We start from the raw sequence: 23,988 nt of genomic DNA, 5'->3' as shown, positions 1-23,988 counted from the left end.
GATCAAACCGTCTTGGTGAGGGTGGTACCCAGACGGGTCAGCGCCAGTTTCAAGGCATCGGCCAGATTGGCTTTGGTCACCACGCCTTGCAGGTCGAGGCCCAGGTGGACGATGGTCTGGGCGATCTGCGGACGCACGCCGCTGATGATGCAATCGGCGCCCATCAGGCGGATCGCAGTGACGGTTTTCAGCAGGTGCTGGGCCACAAGGGTGTCGACGGTCGGCACGCCAGTGATGTCGATGATGGCGATTTCCGAACCGGTGTCGACGATGCGTTGCAGCAGCGACTCCATCACGACTTGGGTGCGTTGCGAGTCGAGGGTGCCGATCATCGGCAGCGCGAGCACGCCTTCCCACAGCTTGACCACCGGGGTGGACAGCTCCAGCAGTTCTTCCTGTTGACGCTTGATTACCGCTTCACGGGATTTCTGGAAGGTGCGGATGGTGTGCAGGCCGAAGGCGTCGAGCAGTTCGGAGATTTCCCAGAGCTGTTCGGCGAGCAGCGCCGGCTGTTCACGGTAATGGCTTTGCAGCAAAGCGAATAGCGGACCTTTGAGGGCGAAGATGAAACTGGCGGTCTGTTGTGAATCCTGACCGAGCAGGGCACGACTGTGAGACAGCTTTTCGAGGAACTGGCGGATAGCCTCCCAGCCCGGTGCGGCGATGTTGGTGCCGTTGTCGTTTTCCAGTCCGCTGACCACCAGTTGCAGGAACTCGCTGGTCTGCTGCTGCACGTCGTGTTCCTTGAGATTGCGGGTGGCGCCGCTGTCTTGCAGCCCTTTGATCCATTCGCCCAGCAGTTGTGCCTGTTTGTTTTTCATCGCATCAAGTGTGCTGTTCTGCAGTGCTGCCATGTAGATGTTGCTCCATTGCGAATTGGGGGCCGGTTCTTCGATAAATGACCGGCGCGAAGTGAATGACCTTGGCCATTCGAAATAGTTGTTCGTACCCGCGAGGATATTTTAGATCTGCCGCATGGAACGCACCGGTAACTTTAGTCGGCGTGACGGCGAATGCTGGCATTTTGCGCGCAACAAGACCTCAACGCAAAGAGGCCGCGTCCAATGGAGGCGGCCTCTTTGCGTATCTGGCGGTTACTTGCTGGGGTGTTTGGCCTGCAGCTCTTTGGCGGCCGCCAGGTGTTTCTCCAGACCCGGCAACATTTTCTGCGCAAAGGCCTTGAGTTCAGTGGCGCCTTTGACCTTGTCGTCAGTCACGGTGTTGGCTTGTTTCTTGAAAAGCTCGATGGTTTCTTCGTGGGCCTTGACCTGATTGTTGGCGTACGCCGCATCGAAGGATTCATCGCGCATGTCCAGGATCTTTTCCTTGGCCTGCTTGACCAGCGTCGTAGTGTCTGGCACTTCAATGTCGTTGGCCTTGGCAATCGTCGCCAGCTCATCGTTGGCCTTGCCATGGTCGGTGATCATCATGTTGGCGAAGGCCTTGATGTCGGCCGACTGGCTTTTTTCCAGCGCCAGGCGGCTGGTTTCGATTTCAGCGATGCCACCGGCCGCGGCGTTATCGACGAAGTCGTTATCGGTGGCGGCGAAGGCCGAGCCCATGCCGGTGCTCAAAGCCACGGCCAGAAAGAGATGACGCAGTTTGAATCCGTCCATTGGTATTACTCCACGCAGGTTTTTGTGAGCGTTATTCAATGGAGGGAAATCGCCGACAAAAGGTTTTATCGCATTTGCGAAAGGGCGACGAACGGGCACCGCTGGTCTGACAGGAGGTCGACAGAACCGGTCAACCGAGGCCATTCTGATACCTGGCCAGCGCAATCGAACGCGTTGGCTGCCGATCAATTGACGGAGGTGTTCCATGCCGGTGACCCATGATTTGTTACAGGACTTGAAACTGACAAAGGAAGAGATCCAGCAACGACGCACCGCGGATCCACATCTGGATGCACTGATCAACAAGTATTTCCTGGCGGACGCCGAAGTCGTCAAGGCCGAGACGGCGACCTCGGATGCACCCAGCGACGACACCCTGAAGAAACTCAAAGAGAAGCGCTTGCAGGTCAAAGACAGGATCGTCGAGCAATTACAGGTTCGATCCTGACCGTCAGTCGCGCCACCGGCCCTCGGTGGTGAAACGACTGGAACAACAGCCCCGACGGGCACCTCGAATGTTAAGAGTCTTCACATAGCGACTCTCAGCGAGGTGCCTTATGAAAGATCCAAAATTTCCTAGTGAAGAGCAGGGCGCATTCGACCCGGTTCCCACGCATCCCGAGCCCAATAGTCCGGCGCACACCGTCCGTAATCCTGAAGAGGAACGCAAGAGCGAGGAAGTGCCGGAGGATGAAGATCCGGACAAGTTCGATCGATCCAGTAACTGACCGGCTGCCATCGCCTCACTTCAAGGCTGCCTCGAGAGGCAATCGCGCCATGTGCGTGGCCTTCAGCGAGCCGAAATACAACCACTCGCCATACTCGCGCGCCGTGGTGATCGGCGAGTAATTGCCGGCACTGGCGTCCTGCAGATTGGCGATCACCTTGCCGTCCAGATCCAGCCCCAGCACGAACCCGCGTTTCTCCACCGGTTTGGGCAGCACGGTCATGGCCCGGACGATCATCTTGCGCACGAATGGGTGTTCAGCCGTGCGATCCAGCAGCGGATTGCGCGGCGTGTACAGCGCCACCCAGAAACGATCGCGGCCATTGAATGCGAGGTTGTCCGGCAGCCCCGGCAGGTTGTCGATGAACAGGTCGTGGGTGCCGGCCTTGGGCCCGGTCAGCCAATAGCGGCTGATGCGGTAGGCGCCGGTTTCGTTGACCAGCACATAGGCGTCATCCGGGCCGAGGGTCACGCCATTGGCGAACTCCAGTCTGTCGAGCAGCACGACAGTCTTGCCGGTCTGGAAGTCGTAACGCAGCAGGCGTCCGTCGCCGCCATGCTCGATGATCGCTTCGCCATCGTGGCCGTAGCCCCAACGACTCGAAGCATCACTGAAATAGGCGTAATGCCCGGACTTGTCGATGGCCACGTCATCGGTAAACCCGAACGGCAGGCCATTGGCTTCGGTGGTCAGCGCCACGAGCTGACCCTGCGCGTCGAGCGACAGCAAACCCTTGACCCCGTCAGCGATCACCAGCAAACCGTTGGGATGCCGCGCCAGCCCCAGCGGCCGTCCGCCGGTATCCGCCAGCACCTTGCGCTGCTGGCCGTCGAGGCTGGTGCGCAGCAGGCGACCGTCGTGCAGGCCGGTAATCAGAAAGTTGTTTTCCAGCAACAGCGCTTCCGGGCCTTCGATGTCGCTCGGGCCGACTTGCGCTGCGCCCTTGAGCCGCTGGTTGTCAGCGTATTGGCCTTCGGTCAGCGAGGGGGCCGGTTGCGGCGTCCAAGCCACGGGCTCGACCTTGGTCGGCAGCAACAGCAGAAAGGCCAGAACCGCGACAATCAGCAGCAACACCAGATAACGCCATCTCACACGTGGGCTCCCGCAAGAGACAGGTGCCGGGTCGCCATGTCACGCAGGGCGAGCATCGAAGCCGCCGATTCGCGATCGATGCGACGCTTGAGCAGCAGGTGGTTGGCAATGCGCAGGCCGATGCCTTCGAACTGATAATCCAGGGTGCGCACGAACCGCGTGGCATCTTTGTGCGCCGAGCATTCATAGGTCAGCAGCAACGACAGCCCCTGATCACCCTGGGCCCGGGCACACCAGCGCCGACCGGGCAGGTACTCGGTGACTTCCCAGCGTAAATGCCCCTCGCGCCCGCCGGCATGGATGTCCTCGTCGAATCGCGCACCGGCATGCAGCGCACCGCTGGGGCCGTCGATCTTCAGCGAAGACGGGTGCCACTCCGGCCAGCGACTGACGGTGGCGGCGTAGGCGAGGACGGCGATCGGGTCGCCGGCGATGTCGACTGTGTGCTGCATGCGGGTCATGGGCATTCTCGAATCGGTCAGAGGGGCGATTTCCGGCTCCCAGTAGAGGGTGCCGAACAAGTAATCCATCAGCGGAAAAACGATATTGAAATTGCGTTCCTGCATGCGTTCGCGATGGTGATGCAGTTCGTGCAGGCGGCGCATCTGGCGGATCCACGGCAGGCGGGTCAACGGGTTCTGCGGCGGCAGATGCTCGCAGGCGTGAAACACTTCATAGGTCAGGTACCCGAGCACCATGCAGCCGCCGAACAGACCGGCGACGTTGCTGTTGACCTGCGCGAACAGCCACCACAGGGGCAGGGTGATCGCCAGCGTGTGCAGCACGATCAGCCAGGCGGGGAACAGAATCACCCGCCAGTCGCGGGCGCCGTCGTAGGTCATGTGGCCGGGGGTGAAGAAGCTGTGATGATCGCCGGCATGCCGGGCGTAGAACATCCGCGCAAAGCTCTTTTTGTGATGGCCGAGGTGGCGGTGCACCATGTACACGCCGAAATTGAAGAACAGCAGGGTCAGCGGCACGGTCAGCCATTCCAGCGGCCGCACGTGTTGCACGCTGCTCCAGAACGCGCCGATGGCCAGCACGCCGAACAGCAGCACGAACGCGCCGTGCAGCCAAGGGTTGTAGCGGGGATGGATCGCCGCACGGTAGCGGCTGCGAAATGCCTCGGTGGTCTGCCTCACTGCGGTCACCTGCGGATATTTTTGTTATCCCGGCAGATTAGCCGATCCCGCCGTTTGTGCAGGGGCAACCTTCAGGTCACAAGTGCCATGCTCCGGTACATAGCGGCGGTCAGCTCAACGGGTTCCAGCGCTGCGACCAGTCGTCATCGGCCCTGATCACTTCGCGCAGCAGATCGAATGCCTGTTGCAGGATCGCCGAGTCGCGGTCGCGGGAGTAGACGAGGTAGGTCGGATAGCCGAATTCCGGGGCTTTGGTCACTGGCTCCAGTGCACCGCTTTCCAGATAAGTGCGCACCACCCGGGTGCGGAAATAGCCGCTGCCGCCGTTCTCCAGAATGTACTGCAGGGCCAGCGGGCCGAGGTTGAAGCTCAGGGCGGCCTTGGCCTTCTCCGGCAGCGCCGCGTCGTGCTGGCGGCGGAAGTCCGGGCCCCAATCGATGTAAACGTAGGGAGCAGGGCGGCCGGGCGTGGTCACCAGAATCAGTTTCTCTTCCAGCACCTGCTCGACCTGCAGCCCCGGCCAGTATTCCGGTTGATAGACCAGTGCCGCATCGAGCACCCCGAGTTCGAGCTGACGCAGCAGGTTTTCGCCGTCGCGAATATCCATACGCAAGGCGTGGCCGGGGATTTTCTCCCGCAGTTCTGCGGCCCAACTGAGCATCAGCGGGTTGCACAGACTGACCTCGCCACCGATGTGCAATACGTTGTGATAACCCTCGGGCAAGGGCAGGTCGCGGCGCGCCGCTTCCCAGGTCTGCACCAGTTGATTGGCATAGACCACGAAGGCCTCGCCGTTGGCGGTCAGCCGCGCACCGGCGCGGTTGCGCACGAACAGCGTGCTGCCCAGCTGGCTTTCGAGTTTCTGGACCCGGGCGGTGATTGCCGTTTGGGTGACGAACAGCTTTTCAGCCGCCGCGGCGAGGCTGCCGTGGCGGACGATTTCCAGAAAGGTGCGGGCGAGGTCGATGTCCATGGGCGGGCCGGTGGTTGAGGTGCGCGCATTGTAAGGCAAAAGCGCCCTCAACCTGACCCTCCCGAAACGCCGGACCGGCCCGAGGGAGAGGGCCAGGGTGAGGGAAAAAGCAGACGCCGCGGACTAACCGGCCAACTCAGCCTCCCGCACTCGAGCCCAATCCTCCACCAACCGCGCCGGCGTGCAGCAGGTCTTGCGCTTATACACAAAATTCCGGCACTTCTCGGCGAACTGATTGCGGTTGTACAGCATGTCTTCCTGCATCTCTTGCAGCTCCGCTTCGCGACACTGACGAATCAACACGTGATCGACCCGCAACTTGCGTTCCCGCACCGCTGCATAAGTCGGATCACTCAGCACACTGTTGGCCCGTTGCAGCAACCACAAACCAAACTCGTCCGGGCAGCGCGGGCCGATTTCCTGAACCATGCCCAGTTGCAGCGCCTGCGCAGCGCTGACCGGCAGACAGGCCTGGGTCAGTTGTTCGGCCATCGCCGGGCCGACGGCGCGGGGCAGGCTGTAAGTCCAGTATTCCGAGCCATACAGTCCCATGCTCTTGTAATGCGGATTGAGCACGATGTCGGCGCGGGCAAACACGATGTCAGCCGCCAGTGCCAGCATCACACCACCGGCGCCAGCATTGCCGGTGATCCCGCTGACCACCAGTTGCCGCGCGTTGAGCAATTCTTCGCAGACATCATCGATGGCCTGGATATTGGCCCAGGCTTCGGCGCCCGGATCCTCGGCGGCCTGAATCACATTCAAATGCACGCCGTTGGAAAAACTGCCGCGTCCGCCCTTGATCAACAACACCTGAGTGTCGCGGGATTTGGCCCAGCGCAGCGCCTCGACCATGCGCCGGCATTGCTCGGTGCTCATGGCGCCGTTGTAGAACTCCAGCGTCAGTTCGCCGACCTGCCCGGACTCGCGATAACGGATGGGTTGATAGGCTTCGTCGCTGAACGGCGCGTTGGCGACCGACCAGTCCAGCACCGGCACGTTCGCCAGTTTTCCGGCCAACACGTGCCGCGCCGGACGCTTGAAGGTTTCTTCACCCGGTTGCGGTTTGCGTCGCAGCGAGCCGATCCACAGGCTGTGATCACCGGTGGCCACCAATACCGCGTCGTCGTGCACGGCGAGAATCTCGCCGGGAATGCCAGTGCGCTGATCGAGATGCGCGTCGTAGACGTAATACTGACCGCCGGCGAGACTGGCGAGCACGCCAGGCTGGCCGTCCGCCGCGTCAATGCAGCGTTTGATGTAACGCGAACAGTCGTGCCAGCTGAAGGTGCGGTCGTCCTGTTTCATGTTCGGTTGCAGGCAGCCGCGAACCTTGGGATTGGTGTAATCCAGTGGCACCGGCACAAAGCCGTCGATGAATTTTTCCACCACCTCGCGGATGCAACGGATCGCCGCGTCACTGACCCGGCCGTTGTACAGCTCGGATTTGCGCAGGCCCGCCGGCAGGTTGAATTCGCAGGTGGCCCAGACCGGGCCGGCGTCCATTTCCTCTACTGCTTGCAAAGCGGTCACGCCCCAGGATGGCAACTCGCGCATGATCGCCCAGTCCAGTGCGCTGGCACCGCGATCGCCGACGATGCCGGGGTGAATGATGACCACCGGACGCTGGGTGTTGCTCCACAGCGTGTGAGGGACACGGTCTTTGAGGAACGGGCAGATCACCAGATCAGCGCCGCTGTTTTCGATCTGCTCGCACACGGCGGTTTCGTCGGTGAACAGCACGACGCTGGGTGAATGCCCGGCCTGACGCAGTTCCAGCCAGGCACGCTGAGTCAGGCCGTTGAACGCCGATGACAGAAGAATGATGTTGAGTGATCGCATGATTGCTCTTCCTTGAAAAGGTCAGCCGTAGGCTCCCGGTGAGCCGTCCGTGGCTAATCGATGGAGGCGCAAGGTTAGAGACTGGCGTGGCGGGCGCCACTGATCGAGATCAACGTTGTGTCAGCCAATGTTGCAGTGGCGACGATCTGCCTTGTCCTAAATGGTTTGGGCACTGAGTTGGCGGCGTCGTTTGCCGGTTTGAGCGCCTGAAACGACAAATCCCGCCACAGGGGCGGGATTTGTTTGCAGACGGGCTGCGGCCTTAAGCCGGGAACAGCTCGGACAGTTTCATCGACAGCATCATGTCGCCTTCAACGCGCAGCTTGCCGCCCATGAAAGCCTGCATGCCGTCGGTTTCGCCGCTGACGATACCTTTGAGGGTTTCGCTGTCCAGCACCAGCGTGCAGTTGGCGTTCGGGTTTTCGCCTTCCTGGATGTCGCAGGTGCCATCTTTGACGATCAGGGCGTATTGCTTGTCTTCGTCAGTGATGTTGAAACCGAAGACCAGATCCAGACCGGCAGCGGCGGCTGGGTTGAACTTGGCTTGCATTGCTTTTACGGCATCAGCTACGGAGGTCATGGTTCGATCCTTTTTGGTTGATTGCAGCAGGGTCACAGTAATCCGGACTCAGCGAAACGTGATGAGTTCCGGTGCCTTCAGCAGTTGCAGGTGTGCATGACTGTTGAAGGAAGCCAAAGCCACCTCGCGACCGCGGAACTTCAGCTGGTTGAGCGAGGTGTTGACGATTTGCCAATTCAGTTCAAAGGCCTGTCGTGCAGGCATTTGAGTGATGAGATGGAGCAGGGCGGTGATCGTGCCACCGGAGGTGAACACGGCAATTTTCTGGGTGTTGTCGGCCTGTTCGAGAATCCGCTGCAGCCCGGCCTGTACCCGCTCTACGAACGCCAGCCAGCTTTCCAGGCCCGGTGTGTCGTAGGTGCCGGCGAGCCAGCGTTCGATGATCAGGGCGAAGATGCGCTGGAACTCGCCACGGTTTTGCGCGGCGTTGCGCAGGATCTCCAGGGCTTCAGGCTCTTCGGGCAGCATGGCCGGGAGCAGGGCGCGGATCACGGCGTCGGCGTCGAATTCGTTGAAAGCCGAATCGATTTCCAGAACCGGAACCGGCAAACCGACGGCGGCGAACTGTTCCAGCGCGCTATTGGCCGTGTGTTGCTGGCGGCGCAGATCGCCTGACAGGCAGCGGTCGAAGCTGATTCCGAGTTCGGCGAGGTGACGGCCGAGGATTTCTGCCTGGCGTACACCGGTCGGCGACAGGACGTCATAGTCGTCTGCACCGAAGGAGGCCTGGCCATGTCGAATCAAGTAGATGCTGCCCACGTCCGCGTCATCCCGGTACGTTGAAGGTTGTGGCGAGGTTATGGGGATGGCGGTGAGCTGTCAATGAAAAAACATACGCTTGTTTGAAATGCCCGTTCCAGCCTTGTTGCCAGAGGTTTCACGGCTGGCCGACGGGCCGGTGCATGGGTATGCTGGAGCCCATTCCCGCGCAGGTTTCACGACCGCGCATCGTTTGAAGGAGTCACTGTGGAGTTTTTGACTGAATACGCCAGTTTCCTGGCCAAGACCGTGACGTTGGTCATCGCCATTCTGGTGGTGCTGGCGAGTTTTGCTGCATTGCGCAGCAAGGGTCGGCGTAAATCCGCGGGCCAGTTGCAGGTCAGCAAGCTCAACGATTTCTATAAAGGCCTGCGTGAGCGGCTGGAGCAGACCCTGCTCGACAAGGATCAGCTCAAGGCCTTGCGCAAGGGCCAGGCCAAAACCGAGAAGAAACAGAAGAAGAAACCCGACGCCAAGCCTCGGGTGTTCGTGCTGGATTTCGACGGCGACATCAAGGCCTCGGCCACCGAAAGTCTGCGTCACGAAATCACCGCGCTGCTGACGCTGGCTACACCGAAGGACGAAGTGGTCCTGCGTCTGGAAAGCGGCGGCGGCATGGTCCACAGCTACGGTCTGGCGTCGTCGCAACTGGCGCGCATCCGTGAAGCCGGCGTGCCGTTGACCGTGTGCATCGACAAGGTCGCGGCCAGCGGTGGTTACATGATGGCCTGCATCGGCGAGAAGATCATCAGCGCGCCGTTCGCGATTCTCGGCTCCATCGGTGTGGTGGCGCAGTTGCCCAACGTCAATCGCCTGCTGAAAAAGCATGACATCGATTTCGAAGTGCTGACCGCCGGGGAATACAAACGCACCCTGACCGTGTTCGGCGAAAACACCGAGAAGGGCCGGGAGAAATTCCAGGAAGACCTGGACATCACCCACCAGCTGTTCAAGAACTTCGTCGCCCGTTATCGCCCGCAACTGGCCATTGACGAGGTCGCCACCGGTGAAGTCTGGCTCGGTATCGCGGCGCTGGACAAGCAACTGGTGGACGAACTCAAGACCAGCGACGAATACCTGGCCGAGCGTGCCAAACAGTCCGAGGTCTATCACCTGCACTATGCCGAGCGTAAAAGCCTGCAGGAACGTATCGGCATGGCGGCCAGCGGTTCGGTGGATCGCGTGTTGCTGAGCTGGTGGAGCCGTCTGACTCAGCAACGCTTCTGGTAAAGACTTCACACGCTCGTGAGCTGTCAGGCTCGCGGGCGTGCTGCATTTTCAGCGGAAGAAAGTGCGGTACATAGTTATTTTATAGTTGCCTATTGTTGTTGTTTTGCCGGTTGATTCATCAATTAATTGCGCTGTATTGAAAGAAGCTGAAACTTTACTCTGAGCGCTCTTCTCAGAAATGAAGTTGCTAAACATGGATGTTAAAAAAAGTAATTCGAATACGCCTGTCATGACGCCTGCTCAACAGGGCGTTTTTTTTGACCTGTATAAAAAGCAGATCCCGAACTGGTTGCTTGAGTCTTCGGAAACTGCTCGAAACGATCTCTATGAAAGTTTCAAGAAAAGTTTCAAATCCCGTCACGCCGCGCGGGAAAAATTGCGCGCACTGAAATCCCCTCAGAGTTTTTGCACGCCACTGCTGGCCAAGGCCATGGCCGAGAAACTGGGCGAACCCTTTGAGGTCGAAGGGGCGATATTTCAGCATGTCCGCTCTGCGTCGAGCCTCTTGGGGCTGCATAGAAAACTGGTGCTGCCCATCAATCGCGATTTGTTGACCGCGGCTTGCGAGAATTTCGAATTGTCGGAAACCCTGGCCAGCACGTATCACGAGAGTTCCTTGCTGTACATCCCGGAGCGGATAACCGGACGGAACAATAAGGTATTGTCGATACAGCCTCACGAATTTGCCAGGCTTTGCCGGTATCTGGATCTGGGCAAGCAATATCAGAAACATATTGAGGGGTTCTTCGGCAGCGACAGTCAAATCGCAAGTTTGCAGGAGTCCGCTATTGCATATTCCAGGGATCAGTTTGATGTCGAACGGCACATCGCTTATATGCGCGGGCATATCAGTTCCGATGTTCACCAGATGCTTGGATCGGTGAGGAACTCGAATCCTGCAATCAAGCTGGGCAAGAACACCCTGGGTTATCAAAGCCTTGAAATTCTCGGAGTACAGCTCAAAGGCCCGATGTTCATCGGTCCGGTCAGCGAACATGCGGATGACGATTACCGTTGTGTCATCTATATGCCTGGCGATCCCGATCATCCTCTCAAGGAGTACCCCAGTTTCCAGAAGTTCGAGCTCGAGTTGAGCGGGCGTTTACGCAACTCGCAGTTTCGCAGTTTTTTCATGCGCTTCATCCCGATGAAGGATCGCTCGGTTTTCCTCACGGGACTCGACGTACGTCTGTTGAAAGCCCGACCGAACCAGTTCCCCGTTTCCACGACCTTTCTTCCGCTGAATGGGATCGATCTCCAGGGGGACGCAAGAGATAACCTGTTTCTCGCGATGTTCCAGCACCGCGCGGAGCAGGTTCGGGCCGATACTCGCCTGCTGGTAGTGCCGACGGATGATGAAGATGAGAAAACCCGCCTTGCCAGGCAGGACTCCTATAAAGCCATCGGGCTGAATACGCTGTTGTTCTTTGCGTCCTTCGTGCCGGTTCTCGGTGAGGTCATTTGTGCCGTCGCCGGGATCCAGTTGCTCGGTCAGATCTACGAAGGCATCGACAGTTGGGCCCACGGTGACCAGGAACATGCCACCGATTGTCTGTTCGATACGCTTGAAAACCTGATCCTCATGGCGGGTTTTGCCGCAGGCGGTCTTGCTGTCGGCAAAGCCTACAAAGTCGTGCGTTCGTCGAGTTTCATCCAGGGACTTCGGCGCGTTCAGGTTGGCCCAATGTCTTATCGCCTGTGGAATCCGGACATGAAGGCTTACCGTCAGCGCGAGTCATTGCCGCGCAGTTTTGCTGCGGATGCGCAAGGGCTGGTATGGCGTGCAGACAACCGCTATTTGCCGCTGGGTCCCGACGCGTATGCGGTGCGTCCGGTGACCGGCACCGGTTTGTGGGAGGTCCATGACCCGCACTTGCCCGGGCGTTATTCACCGTTGCTTGAGACCAATGGAGCTGGCGCCTGGCGTCATGACTCCGAGCTGCCCCATGATTGGAGTTCGTTGACCCTGTTCCGTCGTCTGGGTTTTCGCGAGGACAGGATTTCGGACATCCGTGCCCTGCAAGTCATTGCGGCCAGCGGAGTCAGCCAGGCGGCCATGCGCAAGTTATTTGTCCAACGCAGCAAGCCAATGGCGATGCTCACAGACTCGGTCAGACGGTTTCGTGCAGATTCCGACGTCAGTGAGTTCATGGCGCAAATTGACACGCCCGCGTCTGCTTCATTGGCGGATGCCGATCTGCAACTTTATTCGCTGACAGCGGCAGGTCGCTGGCCACGGGATATGGGCATCCTTGTGAAGGACATTACTGGAAACGAAGTGGCCCGCTATGGCGCAGACAAGACTGAACGCCAGGTGAGCATCAGTGAGGATGCACTGCGCAACGGTCAGTTTTATACGCCTCTTCTGGCGGCACTCAACGACAGTGAGCGCACACACTTGCTGGGTTCGGCCACTGTGGAGTCGAAAAACCAGATAGCGTTATTGGGTAAACATATTGCCGGGCTGGCGCCGCGGATGCGCATGGCGATGTTGGAGCGGTTGTTCCGGCGAACCGATGTCTGTGAGCTTTCCGCAGGCGAGACGATCATCAAGGCGTTTCCAGGGCTTTCAGCCAGTGTTGCCGACGAACTGGTGCAACATGCCGATGCGCGTGAGTGGGCGCAGCTTGAATCCGACACCGTACCGTTGCGTCTGGCCGAGGAAGCCAGGCGCTATCAGCAGGTACAGCGACTGAACCGCGCGTACGAGGGGTTATACCTGGACGCCGCCAGCGGGCGCGATGCAGACATGCTGGTACTCGATACCCTGAGCCACTTGCCGGGCTGGCCTGATGATGTATTTGTCGAAATTCTGGATTGGGGAGTGTACGCCGATCAGCGGGCCGTCATTGGCCCGAACGATGCCCCACACAAAGTGCTTGTCGAAGCCTATGCCGAGCGCTATCAGGTCCAGGATCCGCGTAACAATAGCGTGTCCAGTCATCCGGCACGCACCCGGGCGAATTTTTTCCAGGCGCTGTGGGAAAGCCTTCCAACCCACAGTCGCAAGGCCATCGGCGTTGACGCGCAAGTTGACGGCACGGGCTTGCGACAGAAAATCACTGCATTGGCGCTGCAGCGGCGCGAAGCCTTCGCCAGGGTGCTGGAAATTGCACCGGTGCGATCGAGTTATCGTTCACCCATGGGGCTGGCAGATCCCCGGATCGAACAGGTCACTGTCGAGCAATCGGCACCTTCAAGCCATTCTTCTCCTGGCATTTCCCCCGCGCCCGCGCTCGTGCGTCGGGCGCAGGAGTTGTACCCGAGCCAATCAACCGCACAGATCAAACGTTTCGTGACCTCACTGGGCACCGATGAAGTACTGGCCATCAGATCGCTTGAGCGGTTGCACGAGCAATACCGAACGATGGTGGAAACCCTGGAGCGCTGGACTCATCGCAATACGTACTATCAGGATGAAGAAGGGCCCAGGCTCAAGGTGCCAGTCCACAGCAAAGCCCGGGCAATGCAAGCCATTTTGCGCGCGTGGCGCAAGGAAACCCGCGACGCGTCGCATCCGGGGCATCCGACCTACAGTCTGACCCTCGATCCGGTGCCGTTAGGGGAGATGCCGACCCTTGTCGGTGACTTTGCCCACATCACCGTGCTGGAAATGAGCGGCGTGGGCGCCAGTGCAGGTTTGAACAGGTTTCTGCACAACTTTCCCGGATTGCGGGTGCTGAATCTTTCGGGGAACGGACTGACACGCATCCCTCTCGCGATCGGGGACATGCCGGGGCTGACGGGGCTGGACTTGAGCAACAACCGCATCCGGCTTACCGGGCAGACGATTGTGGAGCTGGCCAGCAAGCAGCACCTGCGTACGCTGGATATGGGTTTCAACCCGCTCCTGGGGCGCACTCCGGATATCAGGGCGCTGCGCAATCTGCGTCACCTGAACCTGCGCAACACCGGCATTAGCGAATGGCCCGCAACCGATGCGCTTGCGCATCTGGAAACACTCGATCTGCGCAATAACCAGATCGTCGATATCCCGCCATCAGTGTTCAACTCTCGCGCTGTACTGAACCGGGGTACCGCCATCGACGGCAATCCGCTGTCGACAGAGAGTTTGCAAGCCATCGCGGCGTACCAGCAGTCACAAGGTATCAGTCTGGGCGTTAGCACCACCGAGTACGCCCGCGCCGCGCGGTTGGCCGGAGGTCGGGAAGGGACCGCGTGGGTAAATGGCTTGCCGACGGTGGAGGTTGAGCGGGCGAAGCAAGTACTGTTGTCACTGTCGGCTGATCCGGACTCTCGGGATTTTTTTGAAGTGCTCATGCAACTGCGTGAAACCTCCGATTTTGCCCGAACCCGCGAACAGCTGGGCCAGCGTGTGTGGAATGTGCTGGAGGCTGCCTGCGAGGACGACTCGTTGCGTCGTGCGCTGTTTCGCATGGCCCGCGCAGGCTGGCTCAGTGCGCCCAACGTTGCTGGACTGTTCAGCGATCTGGAAGTCAGGGTTCTGTGTTATCGGGCAGCGGCAGCGGCCCGCACCGGCACGCAGACTCTGGAAGGCGATCTGGTTCGCCTGTTGCGCGGGCTGTTTCGTCTGCAGCAGGTGGAAAAACAGGCGTTGATCGATAGTGCGCGGCGTTCCCGCGCAGGCACCTTCACCCAGCGTCAGGCGCTGGACATCAGTCTTGTTTACCGGGTACGACTGGCGCAGCGCCTGGCATTGCCTGCACAACCCACGGAGCTGAATATGCCACTGGATGTCGAGGTGACCGATGCGCAGATCGATCACGCGTATCTGGAGGTCGTCAGGGCCGAGCAGACGACGCAACTCTCTGAGTGGGTCAACAGGCAGGAATTCTGGACCGAGTATTTGCTAGCGACGCGTCAGGATGCATTTACCGGTGTGTTCGATCGCAGCGCTCAAGCGTTTGCGCGACTGGAAGCGCAAGTCGGACTGTCTCGTGAAGCCGCCACTCAACAAATGACGACGATCTTAGACAACTTCAGAAATGACAGCCTGGAGCTGCGTAAACAGTTGACCATTGCGGCGCTGGCGAGGCATCCGGGTCTGAGCTTGCCGGTCACGCCGGAATCGAACGAATTGGTAAAAACGCAGGGATAAGCAGCAATACCCGAGCCCGCGAATGCAGGCTCGGGTACACGGTCAACGGCGACGGAACAGCGGCAGCGGTTCGTCAGTGGCGGCCTGATAGGTCACCGAGAAGTCCTTGAGGCTTTCAAGGGCGTCGTACGGGTCTTTGTCCGCACGCAGGGCGAAGGCATCGAAACCGCAACGGCGCATATAGAACAGCTGATCGCGCAGCACGTCGCCGATGGCCCGCAGCTCGCCTTTGAAACCGTAACGGTCGCGCAGCAGGCGGGCGTTGGAGTAGTTGCGACCGTCGGTGAAGGCCGGGAAGTTCAGGGCAATCACCTGGAACTCGTTCACGTCGTCACCGATTTCCTCGGCTTCTTCGTCGGCATCCAGCCACACACCCAGACCGCCGTCGCGGGCCTTGAGCATGCGGGCGTGCTCACGCCACAGCTGCAGCGGGACGATCAGGTCGTCGCAGTTGCTGATTTCGTCGATGTTGAAATCCTTGGGCAGCAGGTGCCAGGTCTCGTCGACGACCTCGTTGTTCTTAATGATTCGCTGCATAGACGCGTTCCTTGAAGAGGTCGATGCCAATACGCTGGTAGGTGTCGATGAAACGCTCGTCTTCGGTGCGTTGTTCCACGTACACGTCGATCAGTTTGGAGATCACGTCCGGCATGTCTTCCTGAGCGAAAGACGGGCCGAGGATCTTGCCCAGGCTGGCGTCACGGCTGGCGCTGCCGCCGAGCGAGACCTGGTAGAACTCTTCACCTTTCTTGTCCACGCCCAGAATGCCGATGTGGCCGACATGGTGGTGACCGCAGGCGTTCATGCAACCGGAGATGTTCAGGTCCAGTTCACCGATGTCGAACAGGTAGTCCAGGTCGTCGAAACGGCGCTGGATCGATTCGGCAATCGGGATCGACTTGGCGTTGGCCAGAGAGCAGAAATCGCCGCCAGGGCAGCAGATGATGTCGGTCAGCAAGCCGATGTTCGGCGTGGCGAAGCCGCTTTCACGCAGCTCGCCCCACAGGGTGAACAGCTGGCTCTGCTCGACATCGGCCAGAATGATGTTCTGCTCGTGGGAGGTGCGCAATTGGCCAAAGCTGTAACGGTCGGCCAGGTCGGCGACGGCGTCGAGCTGCTTGTCGGTGATGTCGCCCGGTGCAACGCCGGTCGGCTTCAGGGACAGGGTCACGGCCACGTACCCCGGCTTCTTGTGCGCCAGGGTGTTGCGGGCGCGCCAGCGGGCGAAGCCCGGATGCTCCTTGTCGAGGGCGGCCAGTTCGGCGTCCTGACTGCTCAGCGCCTTGTAGTCCGGGTCGACGAAGTGTTTGGCGACGCGATGAACTTCGGCTTCGGTCAGAGTGGTCTGGCCGCCGCGCAGGTGTTCCATTTCGGCATCGACTTTCTGGGCGAAGACTTCCGGAGTCAGCGCCTTGACGAGGATCTTGATCCGCGCCTTGTATTTGTTGTCACGACGGCCGTAGCGGTTGTAGACCCGCAGGATCGCGTCGAGATAGCTCAGCAGGTCCTGCCATGGCAGGAACTCGTTGATGAACGCGCCTACGACCGGAGTACGACCCAGACCGCCGCCCACCAGCACGCGGAAACCGAGTTCGCCAGCCGCGTTGTGCACTGGCTCAAGGCCGATGTCGTGGACTTCGATGGCCGCACGGTCGGAGGTCGAACCGTTGACGGCGATCTTGAATTTGCGCGGCAGGTAGGCGAATTCCGGGTGGAAGGTCGTCCATTGACGAACGATTTCGCACCACGGACGCGGGTCGATCAATTCGTCGGCCGCAACACCGGCGAACTGGTCGGTGGTGACGTTGCGCAGGCAGTTGCCGCTGGTCTGGATCGCGTGCATCTGCACGGTGGCCAGCTCGGCGAGGATGTCCGGGATGTCTTCGACCGCCGGCCAGTTGAACTGCACGTTCTGGCGCGTACTGATGTGGGCGTAGCCCTTGTCATAGTCGCGGGCGATTTTGGCCATCATGCGCATCTGACGCGAAGTCAGCTGGCCGTAAGGCACCGCCACGCGCAACATCGGCGCGAAACGCTGGATATACAGGCCATTTTGCAGGCGCAGGGGGCGGAATTCTTCTTCGCTCAGCTCACCTGCCAGATAGCGTCGGGTCTGATCACGGAACTGCTTGACGCGGTCCTCGATGATCCGCTGATCGTACTCGTCGTATACGTACATATAAGTCCTGTTCTCAGGCTTGGGCCACTCGGAAAACGCTGCGTTTTCGCTTGCTGGAGTCCGATGGTTCCTCTGCAATTCTGCGCGCACGGCCGCGCACTCCTTGACGGAGCCGGGGCAATATACCCGTTTGCAGTTATGCGCAAAAGTGATGTTTGAGTATATGGAAAGAACCAAATCGCCTAACGAGAATTACTGTCAACTAACCCACATTTGTCGTGCGGTCAATCATCGTCTTAACTGTGGTCGAGTCTTTCTGCAATCACCGACAAAACCGACAAGAGGCGATGCAATGAGCAACCCAACCAAGGCAAGGAAAAGCGATAGCAGCGTCGATGCATGGGCCATTCTGTTCCTGATCATTCTGGTCGTTGGAACAGCGGTGTTCTGGGTCAGCCATCAGTAAAACGACTCGTCCGGGCCCCGCTTGCGACGATTGTCGGACAAAAGGCGGGATCAAGCGCCAAAGGCCAGGCGATCAATGGCTATAATGCGCGGCCATTTTTCCCTGGGCCCGGATGTTTCATGTTCAAGTTTCTCCACATCAGCCTGCTCCTGTTCGGCGCGGTTTTCGCTACCTGCGCGCGTACGGAGTCGGTGCTGTTCCTGAATCCGGGCTCGACTCAGGAAACGTTCTGGCTCAGCTACTCGCAGTTCATGCAGGCCGCTGCCCGGGACCTGGGTGTGGACTTGCGCATTCTCTACGCCCAGCGCAATCCCGAACTGACCCTGGCCCAGGCGCGCCTGGCCCTGCAAGGGCCAGATCGCCCGGACTATCTGGTGTTCGTCAACGAACAGTACGTGGCGCCGCAGATCCTGCGCATGGCCAATGGCAGCGGCGTGAAGCTCTTTATTGTCAACTCGGCACTCACACCCAGCCAGAAGGCGCTGATGGCAGATCGTGCTGATCACATCGGCAGCCTGGTGCCCAACGATGAAGAGGGCGGCTATCTGATGATGAAGGAGCTGATTCGCTTGCATCCACCCGTGGCGCCCGGTGAAAACATTGATCTGCTGGCCTTTTCCGGTCTGAAAATCACGCCTTCGGCGCAACTGCGCGAAAAGGGCATGCAGCGGGCGCTGGCCGAGCACCCTCAGGTGCGTTTGCGACAACTGGTCTACGGTGGCTGGACGCAGCAACGGGCCTACGAGCAGGCCAGACAGTTGCTGGTCCGCTATCCCGATGTTTCGTTGGTGTGGGCGGCCAACGATGAAATGGCCTTCGGTGCGATGCGCGCCGTTTCCGAGGCCGGCAAAGTACCGGGCAAGGACGTATTGTTCAGCGCGGTCAATACCTCGGCCAAAGCTTTGCAGGCGGTAGTGGATGGGCGCTTGAGCGCCTTGCTCGGCGGCCATTTCACTCTGGGCGGCTGGGCGCTTGTCGAGTTGCACGATCACGCGCAAGGCGTCGATCTGAACCAATATGGCGGTCGTGACCGGCAGATTCCTTTGTTGCAACTGATCGACAGGGATCATGCCCGCCGAATTCTTGCCATGGGCGCCTCGCCAGACTATGGCGTGCACTTTCGCAAACTGTCGGCGAAGGGTCGTCCGGTTTCGTATCGCTATCCGTTCAACCTGCAGACCCTGATGCACTGACGCAGATCAGACGCCCGCCAGATGCACCACCAGTTGCACGATGCCGAACAGCGTCAGGGCGAACACCGCCGTGAACGCGATGCCCAGGAAGATGAAGTGGCTGGGCTTTCCATGGGTGAAGTCCCTTGCCCGGTTCTTGCCGCTCTGCACCCCGAACGCCGCTGCCATGACGCTGTGCAGCATCTGCCAGAAGGTCGGTGGCTTGTTGTCGACTGGATCGTCCATACATCCCTCGTCTTAAAGTGTGCCTATTGAGCATAGTCAATCGGCTGGCTGCGCGAGAAACCATTGGAAACGCCTGGCTGGTGCCGACATAACTATCTACCACGGCTGGCCGCCTTCGAAATGGTGTGCTGATGCTTCACTTTCACAGGAGAAGCGTTATGTCATCGATCCCGGCTACCGGAATGAAGCCAGCCGCCTCACAGAGCATCCACGGTGCCTTTCTCGAACAGGCCATTCCCGATTGGTTGACGGACGCCACTGCGCAGCGCCGCGCAGAACTCAAAAGCGCCCGTGCGACGCTGCCGCTTGGCTATCGGCAAGCCACCCGGGCGCAGCGTCGAGCCCTGAATGACGGGTTTACCGCCAGCTTTGTCGCCCAGTCCCGGCTGGACAGACAACTGTCATCCCTGCAGGACATCGACACGTTTGCCGAGCCTCTGCTGATTGAAGCGTTACGAGACGAGTTCGGCATCGAAATGGATGTCAAAACGATCTATCTGCGCCTGAACAAAGCTGTCGAGGCCGGTATTTTCTCGATTGAAGTGGGGGTTTATGAAGTCTCCACACTTTCGTTACTGCAGGCGGCCCTGCATAACTTCGAAGACTCGGAATGCGAACCGGGGGCCTTTCACCGTTCTTCCGGTTTTCTGGTCGAACGGAGGAAACCCGGAGAGTTGCTGCCCCTGACAACGCCGATGACCGTGACTCGATTCATGGCTTTATGCCGTTCGCTGGATATCGGTGCGAAGTATCAGGCCTATCTCAAGGACTTTTTTGATTCCAAAAATGCGCAGGCCGCAACGGCACTGCGTGAGACATTCATCGGCGCTGCCAAAGCCGATCTGCACGCTGCTGCGCAGTACGCGTTGTCCTGTGGGGACATCGAACCCGAGGATTACACGATGATCCTGTCGGTCATCGATGGAGACCTTCATCCGCGTCTGGGCCGCAAGAACATCTGGTTTCACGATCTGAGCCTGATGAAGCATCGAATGACAGGCTGCGTCTGTTTTTCGATCAGTGAAGACGAGCGTTATACCGATGATCTACTGCTCTACATTCCCCATGACCCTTACCACCCGTTAAAGCGTTATACCCGCAGACAAATGGAGGCGATGTTCAAACGAAGATTCACCGAACGCGACGGCTTGTCGTCTGAAGATACGGTGCCGACGGCCTATCAGCGGTTTTTCAGTCGTTTCGTGGCGTATGCCGATCGTGGGGACTATTTCAGCCGTTTCTTGCACGACTCATCGTCCACGGCTCATTTTTCCGCTGATGCCATCGCACTCCTCAATCCTTTCGGGGGCCTCTGGCGCATTCATAACAGGCCTCCCACCGTGGAGACAAAGTCCCCCGAGGATGACCCTTTTCTGGCCCCCACCGTGATTCCACGGGAGGGCGATAATCCCACCTCTGAAAATGTCGATCTGTGGAACTATCTCTTTGAACGGCACCGTGAGCGGACCATTGCCGATGCCCGCAGTCACGCTGTGCCCACGGCAGATGTCGACGAAAAGGTACGCAGCAGGAAACTCGCGACATTACTGAACATCGGCATGCTGGTGTTGACCACCGCAGCGGGTTTTGTACCGGTGCTGGGTGAGATCATGACGGCGGTGATGGTTGGCCAGTTGCTGGAGGAATCCATTGAAGGCGTCATCGAGTGGAGCGAAGGCGATCGCAGGGCCGCCAAGGCGCACCTGATCGATGTTGCGGAGAACCTGGCTCTGTTCGGTTTGCTCGCTGGCGCCGGTAAAGTCCTGTCCCGCCTCAAGCCGGCCACGGCTGCGCCGGTCATAGAAAAACTGCGGCCAGTCACATTGGCTGACGGTCAAACACGGTTGTGGAACCCGGATCTGACGGTCTATGAAAGCCCTGTTGAACAGCTTCCCCAGGGCGGGCCTAATGCTCAGGGCCAATTCATTGCACAGGAACGAGCCTGGATCCGGTTGCAGGGCCGGGTCTACGAAAAGAACTGGGACAGGGCATCCCTGCGCTGGCGTATCAGGCATCCCCGTGATCCTGATGCCTATCAGCCGATACTGAGCCACAACGGTGCCGGCGCCTGGCGATCCACGCTGGAGCGCCCGTTGTCCTGGGATCGCTTGACACTTATGCGCCGGATCGGTCACAGCACCGAAATGCTGACCGACGAACAATTGCTGGCCATCGCCGACATAGGCGCAGTCAGTGACGACAGCTTGCGCAGAATGCACGTGGACAACCTGCCGCCACCGCCTGAACTGGCCGATGCGTTGCAACTGTTCGACGCGCAACGTCAAACCGCCACACCGGATGCACGGCTCCTCAAACTGCAACGGGTATGTCCGGGTCTCGGTGAAAACGCTGGCCGGGAAGTTCTTGCCCATGCAGATGCAGAATCACTGGCGGCTTTGCAAACGTCGACTTCAGTGCCGCGCCGCCTGCTGGAGGAGGCACGCTGGTACGCCGGACAGGGAAGGGCGGCCCGAACCTATGCCGGCCTGCATCAAGAGCATCCCTCCATCGACAGCTGCCGGCTGGCCTTGCGATTACTCGAAAAGTTGCCGGGCTGGCCGGACGATGTGCGGCTTGAACTTCGTGATTCACACATTCACGGGCCGTTGCTGGAGGCGATTGGCGGCCAGTCGGTCACGAACCGGGTGTGCGTGGTCAAGCAAGGGCCGCTGTTTCAGGCATTCAGTGACCATGGATGGACGCAGAACGGCCAGCTCGATACCTTTTTTCCCTCGCTCATGCGCGCCTTGCCACAGGAAGCCAGTCAAGCTCTGGGGCTGTCTGGAAGTGAAAGCAGCGCTCGCTTGCAGCGGGCAATCATCGACTATGCAACGGCGCATCCTGAGCAGGTTCGTACGGCCGTGGCCCTCTCAAGTCCGAGCAACCGTACGTACCAACCTCCGATACGCCTCAAGAATCGTCGATTTGGGTATCTCGCCAGTGGCGAGGGCGCGCTGGGGCGCCCGGGGATCAACACTTCACTCGCGGTGCAAGTGCTGGAACTCTATCCGAATCTGGATTTCAGACAGGCCAACGGAGTTGTGCTGCGAGCGATGCGAGAGGGGCAAAGTGATGTTCAGATCATGCAGTGGCTCAACGAGCGTGCTCAGGAATGGGAGCGCCTTGAATCGACCCTCGATCACTGGGCCGCCCCCGGCCCCGGCCTTGAAGAACGTTTGAGAGCCGCGCATGACTTGAAACGCTGCTGGCGTGAAGCCCCCTTGGCTGCGAGCAATCGCGGCTACGACCAATTTGTCTGGGTCTGCGATGATCCGCTGCCGTCGCTGTCGGCGAGCTTTCCCCACGTCAAGTCCCTGCTTGTGCAATCGCGTCGGTCGGAAACAGGTCAGATCCGCAATTTCCTCCGCGCTTTTCCCGAGGTTCGATATCTCGACCTCAGTGACTGTGCGCTGACAACCAACCCGATCCCGACGGATATCCGCGCCAGACTGGTCGAACTCGACCTGTCCGGCAATCCGATTTACAGGTTGGATATGTCGAGCATGCCGAACTTGAAGGCGCTGAGCCTTGAAGGCACGCAGTTGCAGCAGTGGCCACGGGGCGCCGAGGACCTTCTGGCGTTGCGCTGGCTGGATTTGCGAAACACCCGCGTTACCTCGCTGCCACCGCAGGCTCTGGCCCGTGATGACCTGCTGATCAACATGCTTCTGACGGGTGCTCCCCTTGGGCCAGACACACAACTTCAGCTGCAGGCGGCCCGGTCCCGAGTCGAGTCGACGCTGGGGCTGCCGGAGGGAGCGCTGGCGAGATTTGCCGCTGAACCCCTGCCCGACAGGAGCGCGCAACCCATGGAGACCGGATCCCGTGTGGCATCGCGGTTGTTGCAGTTGCCACCGGCGCCGCCTGCCGAAGAAAGTCTTTCTTCCTTCATCAGCCGCTTGCAGCGGGTGATTCCCGGTCTGTCGGAGGAGGACGCGATTGACGTGGTCGAGTACCTGCGCTTCGGAGCTACCGACGCGCAAGTCAATGCTCGTATCAATGACTGGAACCAACGGTTCGAAGCGCTGACGCGCGAGCTCAATGGCTGGATCTTCGTGCGACGCAGTGTCGACATGCGTTTCAGGCAGCCGCGGATTTCCTCGAAAGGCCGGGCGCAGGCGGCGCACAGAATCATGGAGTGCTGGCAAATGGGCCTGTTTGGCGAGGCCGGCGTAACCGACTATGTGCTGGATCTGGAGGGTATTCCCGGTGTGGGGGCGTTGCCCGACCTGCCGGAAGCCTTTCCTCATGTAAAGGGTCTGAACCTCAGGGGGCTGGAGCTGAGCGAGCAGGGGCTGCAAGGGTTTCTCACGTCATTCAATCAAGTGGAAACCCTGGATCTGGCCGCCAACGCGCTGCGAGACCTGCCGCAAGCCATTGGCGATATGGAGCGACTGGAGCAACTGGATTTGTCCGCCAATCGGTTGCATGACGCTCATGCAGCCGAGCAATTATTGGGTTCGCTGAACCATCTCAAGCGCTTGCGCCTGAACCTCAACCATTTCAGAGCCTTCAGTGCAGCGTCTCTTGAGGGGTTGGAACTGCTGGAGTTGAACCACAACCGGATCCGCTACTTCAACGAAGCGATCCCGCCCTGGCTCGAAGCGCTGCATTTGAGCGGTAACGACCTGAGGGAATGGCCGGCACAGGTTTTACAGGCCGAACACTTGCGCACACTGAGATTGTTGGGCAATTCGATCAGGGATATTCCGGAGCAGCTCTTTGACGGCAATCATGACGAGCTGCTGCTCGACACCCGTTTATCCGGAAACTATCGCTCACTGTCGACTGCCAGTCTGCAACGGATCCGTGACTATTTTGATCGTACGGGCTACCAGTCGGCACTGGGCATTACCCGGGAGACGCTTGAACAGTGGATGGCAGACACGGACTGGGAGGAACCCGGTGGTTCCTCCTCTTCCGGAGGGGCTGATCAGCACTGA

At 59.5% G+C, this 23,988-nt stretch carries 17 protein-coding genes; 6 read left to right on the top strand and 11 right to left on the bottom strand.

Annotation, left to right across the window (positions count from 1 at the left end; genetic code table 11):
• Positions 1 to 2: 2 nt before the first annotated feature.
• Together AC1MDC_RS01355 and AC1MDC_RS01350 are read right to left on the bottom strand one after the other, a co-directional pair.
• Positions 3 to 854: an STAS domain-containing protein gene (locus tag AC1MDC_RS01355; protein ID WP_227232755.1), complete on the bottom strand. Its 852-nt coding sequence runs from the start codon at positions 852 to 854 to the stop codon at positions 3 to 5.
• Positions 855 to 1,094: 240 nt separating this feature from the next.
• A complete protein-coding gene (locus AC1MDC_RS01350) occupies positions 1,095 to 1,616 on the bottom strand; it encodes a DUF4142 domain-containing protein (RefSeq protein WP_085695913.1) in 522 nt (173 codons plus the stop codon).
• 205 nt (positions 1,617 to 1,821) lie between these two features.
• On the opposite strand from AC1MDC_RS01350, the gene AC1MDC_RS01345 reads away from it, so the two are divergent.
• Together AC1MDC_RS01345 and AC1MDC_RS01340 are read left to right on the top strand one after the other, a co-directional pair.
• Entirely contained in the window at positions 1,822 to 2,064 is a 243-nt protein-coding gene (locus AC1MDC_RS01345) for a DUF465 domain-containing protein (RefSeq protein WP_085695914.1), read from the top strand.
• A 109-nt stretch (positions 2,065 to 2,173) separates the two neighbouring features.
• Positions 2,174 to 2,344 carry a hypothetical protein gene (locus AC1MDC_RS01340; protein WP_007959467.1) on the top strand — a complete coding sequence of 57 codons (171 nt, stop codon included), beginning with the start codon at positions 2,174 to 2,176 and terminating at the stop codon, positions 2,342 to 2,344.
• A gap of 15 nt (positions 2,345 to 2,359) precedes the next feature.
• Here AC1MDC_RS01340 and AC1MDC_RS01335 read toward each other — a convergent pair whose 3' ends face one another.
• The 6 genes from AC1MDC_RS01335 to AC1MDC_RS01310 form a co-directional block, all read right to left on the bottom strand.
• The gene (locus AC1MDC_RS01335; RefSeq protein WP_480392333.1) at positions 2,360 to 3,436 is read right to left on the bottom strand and encodes an SMP-30/gluconolactonase/LRE family protein; all 1,077 of its coding nucleotides are present in this window, start codon (positions 3,434 to 3,436) and stop codon (positions 2,360 to 2,362) included.
• The gene (locus AC1MDC_RS01330) at positions 3,433 to 4,578 is read right to left on the bottom strand and encodes an SRPBCC family protein (RefSeq protein ID WP_480392332.1); all 1,146 of its coding nucleotides are present in this window, start codon (positions 4,576 to 4,578) and stop codon (positions 3,433 to 3,435) included. Before AC1MDC_RS01330 ends, AC1MDC_RS01335 begins: the two co-directional genes overlap by 4 nt.
• A 109-nt stretch (positions 4,579 to 4,687) precedes the next feature.
• Entirely contained in the window at positions 4,688 to 5,551 is an 864-nt protein-coding gene (locus AC1MDC_RS01325) for a LysR family transcriptional regulator (protein WP_085610473.1), read from the bottom strand.
• Positions 5,552 to 5,674: 123 nt separating this feature from the next.
• The gene (locus AC1MDC_RS01320; RefSeq protein ID WP_480392331.1) at positions 5,675 to 7,393 is read right to left on the bottom strand and encodes a hydrogenase maturation protein; all 1,719 of its coding nucleotides are present in this window, start codon (positions 7,391 to 7,393) and stop codon (positions 5,675 to 5,677) included.
• 262 nt (positions 7,394 to 7,655) lie between these two features.
• Complete coding sequence (locus AC1MDC_RS01315) at positions 7,656 to 7,973, bottom strand: SCP2 sterol-binding domain-containing protein (protein WP_085695918.1); 318 nt, start codon at positions 7,971 to 7,973, stop codon at positions 7,656 to 7,658.
• 48 nt (positions 7,974 to 8,021) lie between these two features.
• Complete coding sequence (locus AC1MDC_RS01310; RefSeq protein WP_085695919.1) at positions 8,022 to 8,732, bottom strand: histidine phosphatase family protein; 711 nt, start codon at positions 8,730 to 8,732, stop codon at positions 8,022 to 8,024.
• Positions 8,733 to 8,939: 207 nt separating this feature from the next.
• Between AC1MDC_RS01310 and sohB the strand changes: the two genes are divergently transcribed.
• Complete coding sequence (gene sohB, locus AC1MDC_RS01305; RefSeq protein ID WP_085695920.1) at positions 8,940 to 9,962, top strand: protease SohB; 1,023 nt, start codon at positions 8,940 to 8,942, stop codon at positions 9,960 to 9,962.
• A 193-nt stretch (positions 9,963 to 10,155) separates the two neighbouring features.
• The gene (locus tag AC1MDC_RS01300) at positions 10,156 to 15,042 is read left to right on the top strand and encodes a dermonecrotic toxin domain-containing protein (RefSeq protein WP_480392330.1); all 4,887 of its coding nucleotides are present in this window, start codon (positions 10,156 to 10,158) and stop codon (positions 15,040 to 15,042) included.
• A gap of 42 nt (positions 15,043 to 15,084) precedes the next feature.
• On the opposite strand, the gene AC1MDC_RS01295 is transcribed toward AC1MDC_RS01300, so the two are convergent.
• Complete coding sequence (locus AC1MDC_RS01295) at positions 15,085 to 15,579, bottom strand: DUF934 domain-containing protein (RefSeq protein ID WP_007959510.1); 495 nt, start codon at positions 15,577 to 15,579, stop codon at positions 15,085 to 15,087.
• The gene (locus AC1MDC_RS01290) at positions 15,563 to 17,221 is read right to left on the bottom strand and encodes a nitrite/sulfite reductase (protein ID WP_085701888.1); all 1,659 of its coding nucleotides are present in this window, start codon (positions 17,219 to 17,221) and stop codon (positions 15,563 to 15,565) included. The genes AC1MDC_RS01295 and AC1MDC_RS01290 overlap by 17 nt, the downstream gene beginning before the upstream one ends.
• A 525-nt stretch (positions 17,222 to 17,746) precedes the next feature.
• Here AC1MDC_RS01290 and AC1MDC_RS01285 point away from each other — a divergent pair.
• The gene (locus AC1MDC_RS01285; protein ID WP_480392329.1) at positions 17,747 to 18,820 is read left to right on the top strand and encodes an ABC transporter substrate-binding protein; all 1,074 of its coding nucleotides are present in this window, start codon (positions 17,747 to 17,749) and stop codon (positions 18,818 to 18,820) included.
• 6 nt (positions 18,821 to 18,826) lie between these two features.
• Here AC1MDC_RS01285 and AC1MDC_RS01280 read toward each other — a convergent pair whose 3' ends face one another.
• Positions 18,827 to 19,045 (bottom strand): DUF2970 domain-containing protein, encoded by a 219-nt coding sequence (locus tag AC1MDC_RS01280; RefSeq protein WP_007959515.1) that lies wholly within the window; start codon positions 19,043 to 19,045, stop codon positions 18,827 to 18,829.
• Between the two features lie 158 nt (positions 19,046 to 19,203).
• On the opposite strand from AC1MDC_RS01280, the gene AC1MDC_RS01275 reads away from it, so the two are divergent.
• On the top strand, positions 19,204 to 23,988 hold the full coding sequence (locus AC1MDC_RS01275; RefSeq protein WP_480392328.1) for a dermonecrotic toxin domain-containing protein: 4,785 nt from the start codon (positions 19,204 to 19,206) through the stop codon (positions 23,986 to 23,988).

This window comes from Pseudomonas sp. 1, from assembly GCF_056626735.1.
Note: the sequence above shows the minus strand (reverse complement) of the source record. Positions and strands in the feature narration are given on the sequence as shown.